General features: G+C 45.2%; 8 protein-coding genes. 3 read left to right on the top strand and 5 right to left on the bottom strand.

Annotation, left to right across the window (positions count from 1 at the left end):
- Positions 1 to 332: 332 nt before the first annotated feature.
- Positions 333 to 1064: a DUF7873 family protein gene (locus QUA74_RS22055; protein ID WP_333333493.1), complete on the bottom strand. Its 732-nt coding sequence runs from the start codon at positions 1062 to 1064 to the stop codon at positions 333 to 335.
- Between the two features lie 474 nt (positions 1065 to 1538).
- Here QUA74_RS22055 and QUA74_RS22050 point away from each other — a divergent pair, with 474 nt between their 5' ends.
- The gene (locus tag QUA74_RS22050) at positions 1539 to 1793 is read left to right on the top strand and encodes a hypothetical protein (protein WP_190657915.1); all 255 of its coding nucleotides are present in this window, start codon (positions 1539 to 1541) and stop codon (positions 1791 to 1793) included.
- 3 nt (positions 1794 to 1796) lie between these two features.
- On the opposite strand, the gene QUA74_RS22045 is transcribed toward QUA74_RS22050, so the two are convergent.
- Complete coding sequence (locus QUA74_RS22045; RefSeq protein WP_333333491.1) at positions 1797 to 2690, bottom strand: EI24 domain-containing protein; 894 nt, start codon at positions 2688 to 2690, stop codon at positions 1797 to 1799.
- A gap of 89 nt (positions 2691 to 2779) precedes the next feature.
- Here QUA74_RS22045 and QUA74_RS22040 point away from each other — a divergent pair, with 89 nt between their 5' ends.
- Entirely contained in the window at positions 2780 to 3571 is a 792-nt protein-coding gene (locus tag QUA74_RS22040) for a 2-phosphosulfolactate phosphatase family protein (protein ID WP_333333489.1), read from the top strand.
- A gap of 117 nt (positions 3572 to 3688) precedes the next feature.
- Here the strand turns inward: QUA74_RS22040 and QUA74_RS22035 are convergent, their stop codons facing one another.
- The gene (locus tag QUA74_RS22035; RefSeq protein ID WP_333333495.1) at positions 3689 to 5092 is read right to left on the bottom strand and encodes a lipid-A-disaccharide synthase-related protein; all 1404 of its coding nucleotides are present in this window, start codon (positions 5090 to 5092) and stop codon (positions 3689 to 3691) included.
- Positions 5093 to 5256: 164 nt separating this feature from the next.
- On the opposite strand from QUA74_RS22035, the gene QUA74_RS22030 reads away from it, so the two are divergent.
- Complete coding sequence (locus QUA74_RS22030) at positions 5257 to 5820, top strand: Uma2 family endonuclease (protein ID WP_333333488.1); 564 nt, start codon at positions 5257 to 5259, stop codon at positions 5818 to 5820.
- A gap of 140 nt (positions 5821 to 5960) precedes the next feature.
- On the opposite strand, the gene QUA74_RS22025 is transcribed toward QUA74_RS22030, so the two are convergent.
- Positions 5961 to 11156, bottom strand: a complete 5196-nt coding sequence (locus QUA74_RS22025; protein ID WP_333333486.1) for a PAS domain S-box protein — start codon at positions 11154 to 11156, stop codon at positions 5961 to 5963.
- 396 nt (positions 11157 to 11552) lie between these two features.
- Entirely contained in the window at positions 11553 to 12845 is a 1293-nt protein-coding gene (locus QUA74_RS22020) for an ATP-binding protein (RefSeq protein WP_333333483.1), read from the bottom strand.
- Positions 12846 to 12993 lie beyond the last annotated feature (148 nt).

The raw sequence follows: 12993 nt of genomic DNA, 5'->3' as shown, positions 1-12993 counted from the left end.
TATGAGTTAGCTCTAGGGGGATTAAATTGAAAACCTTCTATTATAGCATAGATTTTTTTTGCAAGAGGTCTAATATGAGCCAGCAACCTCGATGATGTGATTTTCCTGACATTCGTTTGAGCGATCGGCGGTAAATGCTGAGTTTAGATTAATAAGTTGCTGTTGAATTTGTACGCAATGCTGCCTCTGCCAATTGGGCTACCCCCATATTTTGGGTATAAGGGACAGGAGTCGAACCTGCACTATCACATTTGTACGGTTTAAGTTGAAGTTTGAGTTTGAGCTTGTACTCTGTTTAGATCTTGAACCATAACTATCAAAAAAGCAAGCAATCAGCGGAAAATAAACTGAAAAATTCGCTCTCCTACTCTCTGTTCCTCAACTTCATAATTGTTAGCTTCTTCGCGGGCGAACATAACAGCTTGCTGCAAGATTTCCACCCTTTGCAGCAACTCATTGATCCGGCGCGCTGGCAAAGCTCTAGAAAACTTTACAGTCCGCCAATAGCCGATCGTAATATCTTGGTAATAAACATCGACTTGAGCCGGATGGTGTTCGGTAGCTTCAGCTTTAACGTGATTGCGCGGAGTTTTAAAAGTCTTGAGAGTTTGCACCGGTTCAGTTGCCCAGCAGTCTTCCGAAGCATCGAAGTTCCAAGTCTCGGAAGCATCTAAGACGGAAAGTTTTTTGATAAATGCTTGCAAATCGGCTAACTGCTTTTCAATGAATAGCAAATAGCTGACGAGAACTTGGCTCAAAAGCACGTTTCCGTCTACAGTTACGTCAGCACGGGCGCTACAATTTGTCCAATCTTTGGTTGCGGTTACGTCAAAGAGTTTGGTCAAAACTTCAGTCGTTTTGCGGATAATCTCTTCTGCTTTGACTTCAACTTTTTGGGACTCTGGCGGCAGTTGTTCGCCTTCTTCGTCTTTGGGGTGGTAAGTACGGGAGATTCCAGAAAGCACAGCGGGCTTCTGGAGTGCTTTTTGAGCTTCTGCGAGTTCTTGGACGGATCGGCTTTTGATGCCTTTTTCGATCGCAATAATCTGATTTAAGCGTGCCATTGTTCGATTTTATTGACGCTGAACTCCTATTAAGCTGGGTTGATTTTGATAATCAAATTGTTTGTCCTGTGGCTTTTAGGGCTTTGAGGACTTCAGTCCTCAGTACAAACCTCACGAGCGTTCTTTAACCAGACTTGTTCAGTTTGTAGTATTACATAATTCAATATAAATTACAATGTTTTTTTGTAGGCGCGGTGCCAAGAGAACCCGCCGCTATCCGTGCCCAGCAATTTATCTCTCAAAAAATCGGCAAAATCTCTAGCGTCGCTGCCAAAGTGTAGCAAATATAACTCTTTGTCAGCGATCCAACTACCTCTTGAGATAGATGCGGAAATCCCTCCCAAGGCGCGTTGTCATATGGAGAAATATTTCTTAACATATAGATAACAAAGGGAATCCGAGGAGACACCAAAAATCCTTAAGCCCTTGGGGTGCCCCGGTTAATCAGACTTTTCGCAAACAAGGGCTAAATCAATGAACAAGTCGCAAAACTCCGAAGTTTCAGCATTTTTGCCCATGCTCCAAAAAGGCATTTGGCTGTTTGGGATTCTCTCTTGGATATTCGGGCTGACAGATAGAACTATTGCACTATTATCTGACGGATATTTGTCGGCGATCGATATTGTGCAGCTATTTACAGCATCCTTTTTCTTCATTAGCTGGCTGTTGTTAAGCCCGTTTTTGGGTCTTAACTCCCAGAGTCAGCCGAAGGAAGAAGCATCTTCCTAGTTTTTAATTGGTAATGTTAGTTTCTCGATCGCTCTTTGTTTCTTCTGGGGCAAAGCGGGCCGGCCAAATGCGATCGCAAAAAAACAAAGTTCCCGCCGTCACGCACAGCGGAATCGCCAACAGATTCAACAGCGGAATGCTCACCAAACCCAAACAAACCACACCAAAACTCCCGCTGGCCGGCAAACTCGCCCAAATTATCTCCAACTTCTCCTGAAAAGGTCGCCTGCGCCTCTCCAAAGGTGCATCTAAAAAGTCCAAACAGACAATAGTCGCGCCCAAAGCTACGCCCCCCAAACTGCTAAGAATAGAGCCGACACCAGGAAGAAAATTTAGCAGCAGCAGCGGTATACCGACGCTCAACAAAATTTGTAATTTTCGCAGTTCAAAGGCGATCGCTCTTTGAATATCGCCAAAACTACTTGCCAAATTCATTGGTGCTTCTGCGGGCAATTGACCGTTCCGCAGGAGTTCCAATTGTTCGGAAAGTTGGCCGTACCAGGGCGAACCTAAAATCACGCCAAACTGCACTAACAAAAATCCAATTATCAGCAAAAGTCCTGACACTAGGAGTACGCGCAGCAACCAGCCGAAAGCGACTGTTAACACGCCGAGAAAGCTCAGCCAAGCGGGAAAACTCGCAATTAGATCGTTAAATCGGACGGACAAATCGGCAACTAAAACGTCTATCCCTGCCAAACTGGGAAATAGCAAACTTAAATAAAGACCAATACCAATTATAAAATTTAGCACCACGGGAACTAATACATAAGTCCATAGCTTGGGAGTTTGCAAAATCAGCGTGAAAGCTCGCAAAGGATAGGTGAAACCTGCCAAAAGTCCAATTGGTGCGGTAATGGCGGCGTGGGCGGGGTTTGAATTGAGCTGTTTTGACATATTTTCTGCTTTTGAGGACTCGACTCTATTTTCTATTATCCACTTTCCATTATTATTGCTGATGAGGATTTATCGCAGGTAGCCCAAAAGTGAAGCTTTTTATTTACCATACCCCGGAACTTACGCCAGCCGACAAAATGCCGGCTTGCGCGATCGCAGTTGATGTGCTGCGGGCGACTACGACAATGGCAACGGCCCTGAATAATGGGGCGGAAGCTGTCCAAGTTTTCAGCGACTTAGATAAGCTAATGGCCGAGAGCGAAAAATGGCCTGCAGATAAGCGGATTCGCGCCGGAGAGCGCGGCGGTGGCAAAGTTGACGGATTTGACATGGGGAATTCCCCCTTCGACTGCACGCCAGAAAAGGTGACTGGGAAGCGAATTTTTATCAGCACAACTAACGGTACTCGGGCTCTGGAGCGAGTGCAAGCTGCTGCCACTGTGTTAACGGCGGCTTTGATTAACCGCAAATCTGTGGTGCAATTTTTGTTAAGTAAACAGCCGGAAACTATTTGGATTGTGGGTTCGGGTTGGGAAGGGAGTTATTCGTTGGAAGATACGGTTTGTGCTGGTGCGATCGCCCAAAGTCTGCTAGCAGAAAGCGGTATTCCTGCGAGCGATTTTGCTGGTAACGATGAAGTATTTGGGGCTATTGCTCTTTATCTCCAGTGGCAAGATCGGTTACATGAATTGTTGGAACGTGCCAGTCACGGCCAGCGCCTCCTCGGTTTAGGGGTTATTGAAGATTTAAAATATTGCGCCCAAACGGATACTTTAGATGTGCTGCCGGTGCAGCGAGAACCGGGAGTTTTGGTTAAGTCTGATTTTAAAATTCCTCAAGCTAATTTCTGGGATCAATCTTCGGAAAAAACGGCGAATTAAATTTTTCTGCGAGTGCAGTATTAGTAAGGTGCGCCTAGGCGCACCTTACGGAAATTAGTAGGTAGTTAGTGAACAATATTTTTTTTAGTAAGTAGAATTAAACATACTCGGTAGGGACTAAACATTGTTTTGTCCCTGGTCTATTGCAGGCAATTGAGAATTGCTGGATTCACCGCCGAAGCGCTGAATTAAACACTCGGCAATTCTGGCTGCTGCACCGGGTTCTCCCATGCGCCGCAAGCCATTTTCAGCAATTAGCTGCAACCTGTCGGGGTCGCGGAGCAAAGACTGCACGGCAGCGGCAACTTCGGCGGGATGTTTGACTAAAATTAATGACGGGCCTAACAGGCGACTTTGAGCTTCTGCAAAAGCGGGAGTAAATTGGGGGCCGTTTCCGGGAATGGCGATCGCGGGTTTTCCTAAACCTACAAATTGTTCTGTAGCTGTTCCTGCCATTGCTATGGCTAAATCCGCTTCGTACAAACAATCGTTAAAACTTTGCTGAGTCAAAATCATCGTGGCGTTTCTCTGCACAAATGTCAGCGGTAATAGCAAATTAGGAGATTCTTTCTGAATTTCTTGAGCGCTAGAAACAGGAGGTCGCAAAATACTTCCTTCTCGCCGCTGCGTTCTAGTTTCGCCTTCTTGTCGCCAGCCGAAAAATTCTAAACTAGGTCGCAAAGCTTCTAAATTTAACTGAGGAGAAATGGCTCCGAAAAATAACAATTTGCGATCGGCAAACAGCGACAAAATTCCGGCTACAGCCTCTACTATTAGCAGCCAATTAGCATAAGCTTCCGGCGCTCTAGAACCGGGGAGTAAGGTGATGACGAGCGATCGCGACCTTTCCCGAAACTCTGCGTCAGGGCCGTAAAAACCGGCTGGGTTTTCCGGTTGGAGTCCGTCCATCATCGGGTTTCCGAGATTGTAAGCGGGAATTCCCAGCTTTTGTAAAGTCTCGGCGGTTAGCGCGTCCCTGGCAAAAACGGCGCGACAGCGCGATCGAGTCATCAACCAGCGCTCCCAAGGCAAATAAACCGATCGCGGGCAACCCCACCAACCAAAGACCCTGGATTTGCGAGCCAGAGGCCCGTCCTCGTCCCGCAAATAATATTCGGACTTTGCCGTACCCACAAAGGCGTAGGTCGCGCCGCTGAGCCAAGCAAACAGCAGCGGTACAATATCCCCGCAGGCTAAAATAACGCCCTCTTGATTCCCCGACTGTTGTTGCGATCGCACCCAAGCGCGGATGGCTTTAAACTGAGCTATGGTCAACTGAATCAGACCGCCTTTGACATCGCGCAAAAATTCCCTTCCGTCCATGTAAATAAAGCCACCCGAAGGCATCCGCTGCACCGGGCCTATGATGCGGGCGTTTTCTAGTTGAGCGAAAGCTTGCCCTTCGCCCACTAGCGGAAACACGGCTACTTCTGGCGGGTGCGGGTGCTGTTGTAGTTCCTGCAAGATGCGAAGGGCGATCGCGTCTTCTCCGTGGCCGTTACTGAGGCAAAGTATTTTCAATCCCAAATCTCTCAAAAACTGTCTCTGAATATATAGAAGCAAGATTAGCCACAGGATGCAAGGTGGTATAGCCGGATGTTGAAGTAAGTGGAGCCACGATCGCACGAGGCGGGGACTTTTTGGTAAAATAGCAGATGAAACTCCTATTTTAGAGGTTAAATCGGATGGTACAAATCCTGCCAAAATCTTTGACACTCCAAGAGTTTCTTAAGTTGCCAGAAACCAAACCAGCCAGCGAGTACATTGACGGTGCAATCATTCAAAAACCGATGCCTCAAGGAGAACATAGTGTCATTCAAGGCGAGTTGACAAGTGCTGCTAATGCTACTCTCAAACCTCAAAAGGTAGCGCGAGCATTTCCAGAACTACGGTGCATTTTTGGCGGTCGAGCGATCGTTCCAGACGTGACTGTATTCACTGGGGAGCGCATTCCCCGTAAAGAAAATGGTGGTGTGGCAAATGTGTTTGCGATCGCCCCGGATTGGACAATTGAAATCCTCTCCCCCGACCAAAACCAAACTAAAGTTACTAAAAATATTTTACATTGTCTCAAACACGGAACTCAAATGGGTTGGTTAATCGATCCACAGGAGCAATCGGTTTTTGTATATCGGCCGACTCAATCAACGGAGGTATTTGACGAACCGGAACAGTTATTGCCCATGCCATCTTTTGCCAGGGAATTGCAACTGACAGTAGGAGATTTATTTGGTTGGCTATTAGAGTGAAACAACATAATATTAGAGTAGAAGAGTATAGCCTTTCTCAGAAAGATGAGGTACCCGACTTGTATAGGGCCTAGGGCATAGGGCATAGGGCATAGGGCCTAGGGCCTAGGGCATGGGAACCAATAACTAATGACTACTGACTACTGACCATCGATATATTGCTTTAAAGTATTCCGAATTTGTTTGAGCTGAAATCCCTTAGCAAGTTGGCGCAGCTTCGAGACAAACGGCACTAAATTAGGCTCTAAACTCTCCAGCTTAGCACTCTCCTCAAAAATTTCTTCAATGTCGCCCATAGCTGCGAGTTTCAAAAGTTTTGCTACCGACTCAGAAGCCGCAGGTAACAGAGAAGAATAAGCAGGAAAATCAGATTCTGGTGACAAACTGGGAGTTTTATGCTTTTTGTTTTCCGAAGATTCCCCGTAAATCCATTCTAGTCCCAAGTGCACGCGTAACTGTTCCAAAAAGTGATTTGCTTCGATTGGCTTGGGAAGAAAAGCATCGCACCCTGCGAGGATGCTATCTTGCTGCGTAGCCTTGAAAACGCTAGCTGACATAGCGATTAAGACGACATCTTTTAATTCCGGCAACTGCCGCAGTTTTCTTGCAGTTTCTAAGCCATCCATTACAGGCATCCGCAAGTCGATTAAAACCACATCCGGTTGAAATTCAACTGTTTTGCAGAGGCATTCTTGACCGTTTTGGACTGCTGCCACTTCAAATCCCAAACGCCCCAGCAGCCTGCACAACAAATCGCGATTCTGTTGATTGTTATCCACGATTAGCACTTTCCGCTTGTGGCCGACAAAACCTACAAGCCAGCGTTTTTCCTGCAAAGGAGACACCTCCAAGTACCGTTTAGCTGCTGGCACTTCTAAATCCACCCAAAAAGTGCTGCCTTTTCCCAAAGTGCTGTGGACGCGAATTTCGGTACCCATTAGTTTCGCTAATTTCTGGCTAATCGAGAGTCCGAGACCTGTACCTTCAACAAATGTATTGCCTCCTACTTGGTGGAATGGCAAAAATATTTCTTCTAACTTGCTTCCTTCTATTCCAGTGCCGGTATCCTCGACTTGAAAGCGGATTTTTAAAGCGTGTTTGGCTGCGATCGCATTGTGAGCGAAGCGCATATAATTTTCTTTCAGTTCCGAACTCAAAGTCGAGAGCTCATAATTTTCTCCTTGCCCTCGACTCCAGGCCCCTGTGCCGACATAGCCGACTTTGAAAGTCACACCCCCGCTGTTAGTAAATTTAACGGCATTGCTGAGTAAATTTATGAGAATTTGGCGCAATCTTTTTGGATCGACACGAACGCAGCTAGGCAGGGGAGATACTTGTTCGTAATTGAAGAAAATTTCTTTTTGAGAGGCCCGCATCTGAAAGAGATCGGCAATGTTTTTCGTGAAATTTAGAAAATTTAACTCTTCCGGGTAGAGTTCCATTTTTCTAGCTTCGATTTTGGAAAGGTCTAAAACATCGTCGATTAACATCAGTAGGTGTTGACCGCACTGTTGAATATTGCTGAGACTTTCTTGGTGATCTGAGCTTAAGTCTTTGTCGGTTTTAAGGATTTGAGTGTAACCTAAAACGCCGTTTAAAGGCGTGCGTAGTTCGTGGCTCATGTTGGCGAGAAATTCGCTTTTGGCGCGGTTGGCGCTTTCTGCGGCTTCTTTGGCTTGTTGGAGGGCGGATTCTGCAAGTTTGCGCTCGACAATTTCCGTTTGTGCTTGTTGAAATAGCGTCGATTGCTGGATTGCGATCGCCAATTGCACGCACAATTGCCGGAGGGATTCTATTTCTGAGGAATCCCAGGGACGGGGGCCGCTGCAATCCTGGGCGATCAGCAGTCCCCAGAGTTGATTTTCTGCGGTCTGTTCGGTCTGGGAAATGCTTTCTCGCGCTTTTAAAATCGGCACTATTAAGTTAGCTTTTACTTCAAATCCTTCGAGAAATTTCATGTGGCATTCCGTCAAATTTTCCCGGTAAATATCTTCCATAGATCTAATAAAGCCTTGCTGATAAATATCAACAAATTTCTCTCTAAAACAGCCATCAATGTTGTTAAAATTTCGCAGCGAAATTCTATCTTTTGCCACGGATTCCACAACGACAAAGCCGCTCCAGTCGGGATTAAAACGGTAAATAACTGTGCGGTCTGTTTGCAAAAAATGCCGTACTTCTTCGACAGCAGTTGTCAGGACTTCTTCTAAATTTAGGGAGGAGCGAATGCGATCGAGCATGGCAACTACTAGCCGTTCTCGCCTTAATTGCTGCTGCAGGGCCATCTCCGCTTGTTTGCGTTCGGTGATGTCGGTAATTACTCCCACTAACCCGATTAAATGACCAGTTTCATCTTTAATGCCGTCGGCGCGAAATAAAGTTGTTACCAGTTCGTTGCTTCTAGTGTTAATTTTGAGTTCGCCTTGCCAAGATTTGCCTTTACGGATCGTTTTAAACATTTCTCGCAGCACTTTAGTTTGGGGGTAAATTGCTGTTAATCCGCCTGCTGTGTTTAGTTCTTCTGCGGTGTAGCCGTACTGTTGAACAAAGGCTTGATTGTGGTATATCGATCGCCCTGTCAAGTCAGCAATGCCGATCGCATCACTGGTGCTTTCAACCGCTTGAGTAACTCGCAGCAAATCTAATTCTGCTTGTTTGCGATCGCTAATATCAGTAAGAGTGCCGATATAGCCTTTAATTTCCTGCTTGTCTCCGATTTCGGCAATTGCCTGACCTATTACCCAAATTACCCGACCGTCTGGACGCTGAAAGCGGTATTCTGATTTAAAAGGAATTTTCTCAATAATTGCTTGATGCCATTCATTTTTTACCCGCTCCGCATCATCGGGATGTAGGGCATTCATCCAGCCATTTTGGGCGGCTAATTCTGCGTTTAATCCCGTGATTTCGCTCCACCGCTGATTCACATAAAGGCACTTTCCCAACGTGTCGGTGTGGAATATACAAACTGGCGATGCTTCTGCTAAAGTTTGGTAGCGACGCTGGCTCGCTCGCAGTGCTGATTCTACCTGTTTTCTATTAGTGATATCGCGGACTATAGAAATGATTTCGCCACCGACAAGCCTTGTCAGCGACAATTCTTGAGGGAACTTAGTACCGTCGCGGTGCTGACCGCTCACTTCTATATTGCAGTACCCTTTTTGCAGGAGCATCGGCATTATTTGTAGTTCCAAAAAAACACTTTCTGCTTTGCTGTAGAGCATTTCCCATTTCTTCCCATACAGTTGGCTAGTGCTAGCCAATCCGTACATTTTGAGGTAAGCGTCGTTTGAATAAATACATTCTTTATTTTTATTGAAAATGGCTATACCGTCATAAGCAGCGGCCATTGCTACTGCTTGTCGCTGAAGTTTGGACTCTGCTTGTTTACGAGATGTAATATCGTGACCGACTGAGTAGATTAAACCTTCTTCGCTAAATGGCGATGCCGTCCACAGCAGGTATTTGTAAGAACCGTCTTTGCAGATATAGCGGTTTTCAAAGGAGATACTGGAGGTACCGGCTATTAGTTTTGCCCCTTCGGCTGCGGTGGATTTTCGATCGTCTGGATGAACAAATTGGATCATCGGCTTGGCAAAAAGTTCAGCACTACTGTAGCCCAGGGCATTAGACCAAGCCGGGTTTAATCGTCTAAAATAGCCGTCAAAACCGACAATACAAAGCAAGTCTAAGGAAATCGTAAAAAAGCGATCGCGCTCTGTTTGTGCCTGCTTTAATTCAGTGATATCCATCACTAAACCGTCCCAGAGAATATCGCCTTCGCTCCCAGGTTTGGTCTCATTATTGAGCCTTTCTGGCCTCGCAGCTCCTTGCAGCCACTTAACTTTTCCAGATGGCAAAGTCTGTCGCCACTGCTGCTGCCAAGGTTCCAGCGTAGTGGCTGAAATTGCGATGGATGCTTTTAAATCTAAGAGGTCGTCTGAATGAATTCCGCTGAAAATCAGGTCCGCATTTTGCTCGATTGCTTCTGCCTCTAATTCGTAGAGTTGCCTGCTGCCTGAAGAGATGTAGGGGAAAGACATTTTTCCAGTTGCTGACATTCGTAATTGATAAATTGTTCCCGGCAGGTTAGCTACCAATTTTTGAAAGCGAGCTTCGCTTTGTTCCAGGGCTTTTTGTTGCTGTCTGTATTCGGTAAAATCTCTAATTGTACCCACTATTACTTTACTGCCGTCTGCTATTGTAAAAACACTTTTTTTGGTAGAAATGATGTGTTCTTTCCCGGCGGTGTCTGTGAATTTTTCTTCAGTTTCCAAGCAGACACCCGTTGTCAATACTTCTTCATCTTTTGTCCAAAAAACAGCAGCTTCTGATTGGGGAAAAAAGTCATAATCTGATTTGCCGATCAGTTCTTGCCGCGATTTGCCGACCAACTGACAAAAAGCATCATTTAATATCATCCAGCGGTGTTGCTCGTCTTTGACAAAAATTGGGTCTGGCGTAGCATTTATGGTGTGGTTTAAAAATTCTTCTGACGCTTTCAGTTTGGCTTCGTAGCGGTAGCGATCGCTCACGTCCAACACTACTTCGATGATCCGGTCGATAGACCCGTCCCGGCGGCGGATGCAGCGCAGGGAAACTCGCGTGTAAACTATTTCGCCGTCTTTTCTGAGCCACCTTTTGTCTAAGATGTAACCGTCGATCCTACCTGCTAACATCTGAGAAATTTTTTCAAAATTGGCATCCAAATCCTCTGGATGAGTCAACTCTAGCCAATTCTTTTGCACGAGTTCGTAGCCCTCATAGCCGAGCAAATTGCACAGCGCATCGTTAACTTCTATCCAATTGCAATTTTGAGGAATTTCGCTGTCAATAATTGGAGCGATGATGGCAATGCCAATCAGGGAATTTTCCACCACCGAGCGATATTTTTCTTCACTTTTTCGCAAAGCATCTTGACTGTTCTGGCGTTCTATGGCGTAACGGAGCGATCGAATTAACAGTTCGCTGTCGATTTTTCTCTTTACCAAATAATCCTGTACGCCGACCGAAATCAACCGCAGGGCAAGTTCTTCGTCGTTTTGGGCGGTCAGAACTACGATCGGCACATTTACCCCGTACTCTTGTACCCGAGCCACCGTCTCGATTCCCAGACTATCTGGCAGTGAAAGGTCTAATAAAATTATGTCAAAAGTTTCTTGATTCAATCGCTGCTGCGCTTCGCTAAGGCGCTCTACTTTCGTCAGCACTATACGCTGCGCGCCGCCAATTTCTGACAGCAAATCTTCAATAAGCTCAGCTTCCTGAGGGTTGTCTTCTACTAACAGAACTTTAAAGCAGATAGGAGGCAAAGCTAAGTTAAAAACTGCTTTCATAATATTTATCAATCAAAAAAATGTTAAACTAACTTAACTTTCACCTTTGATTTCCGGGACCGTTATTCACCACCTACACATACATTGGGGGTCAGATTGCGGTGTGAGCGAGCGCTACAAAAATTGTCTTTAAGACTTATAATTATATCACGCACTAACTAGAGTGTCAACGCGAAACAATTTTGATTCTAACCTGCAAATTATACCCTTTTAAAAAAAGAATGCAACTGTAGGCTCGTGTTCCCAACCCCAATAGTCACAGTTCTTCCCAATTATTCAATTCTGTAATCTCAAATCTAAAATAGTATTAACTTCTACCTTCTGTCTTTAAATATAAGATTTAATATAGCTTTCGCTGCCTTCTAGCTTCTACCTTCTGTCGAAAGGATGCCTCAATTAAGCCAGAGTAAAGTAAAAAGTTGAACCCTGCTCCGGTTCTGATTCCACCCAGATACATCCGCCGTGAAGTTCCACAATCTTTTGACAAATTGCTAAACCAATACCTGTCCCCGAATATTCTCTTTGAGTATGCAAGCGCTGAAAAATTTGAAAGATACGTTTTTGATGCTGGGGAGCAATCCCAATTCCATTATCTGAGACAGAAATGAACCAGTTTTTCTCCTGTTTGCAAGCGGTAATATGAACCACAGGCGGTGCATCGTGGCGATATTTAATCGCATTGCTGACTAAATTTTGAAATAGCTGTACGAGTTGAGAAATATCCCCCATTACCGCTGGTAATTCGCTGTAGGTGACAATGGCCTGAGTCTCGCCGATCGCCCCTTGCAGGTTCGCGAGTGCTTGCTCGACTGCGTGATTGCAATCTGTCAGTGTAAAAGGTTTCCGACTCCGGCCAACTCGTGAATATTCGAGTAAATCGTCAATTAAATTTTGCATTCTCGTGCAGCCCTGAACGATATTGCCGATAAACTTACTACCTTGGCTGTCGAGTTGGTCTTTGTAGCGTTTTTCTAAAAGTTGAGCGTAACTGGCAATGGTTGCTAAAGGCGCTTGCAAGTCATGAGAAGCCACATAAGCAAATTGTTCTAGTTCTGCATTTGAACGTGCTAATTCTTGGTTAGATTTTAATAAAGCCGATTCGGCGCGCTGGCGGTGCGATATCTCTTGTTGGAGTACCAAATTTTGCTCTTGCAGAGCTTTTTCCACCGCGCGACGGGTGCGGATTTCTTGTTGCAGGATGTGGTTTTTTTCCTGAAGTGTTTTTTCTACAGCTAAGCGGCTGGTGATTTCTTCTTGCAGCAGCACATTTTGTTCTTTTAGCTGCTTTTGTAAATTCCGAAGGCTGAGGTGACTTTCGATGCGGGCGAGCACTTCTTCAAACTGAAATGGCTTGCTGATATAGTCAACACCTCCCACAGCAAATGCGTTTACTTTGTCGAAAACTTCATCTTTAGCGCTGATAAAAATTACTGGTATTTCGCGACTTTTAGGTTCTAATTTCAAGTGCTGACAAACTTCGTAGCCGTTCATTTCCGGCATCATTATATCGAGCAAAATCAAATCTGGTGGATTAGAATTGCAGGCTCTCAGAGCCATTTTTCCGTTAATCACGCAGCGGGGGGTGTACCCCCTCTGAGTCAACATCGTAGACAACAGACGCAGGTTTTCTGGTGTATCGTCTACTACTAAAATGTTTCCTAACGGCGTCCCAGGTTGGTGATTGTTCATTGATTATTACCCAGTTCCTGTTTTATTCACAAAAGATGTTTGCAGCTATCTATTCTATTTTATTTAGGATTTACGAAAAACACGCGGTTTTGAGTAGGAATATGAGAAAAAAAACGAGAAATCTGCTCATAAACCGGGTGTTTAGCAG

The organism is Microcoleus sp. LAD1_D3 (assembly GCF_036702135.1).
Lineage (GTDB): Bacteria > Cyanobacteriota > Cyanobacteriia > Cyanobacteriales > Microcoleaceae > Microcoleus.
This window is presented reverse-complemented; position numbering and strand designations above follow the sequence as displayed.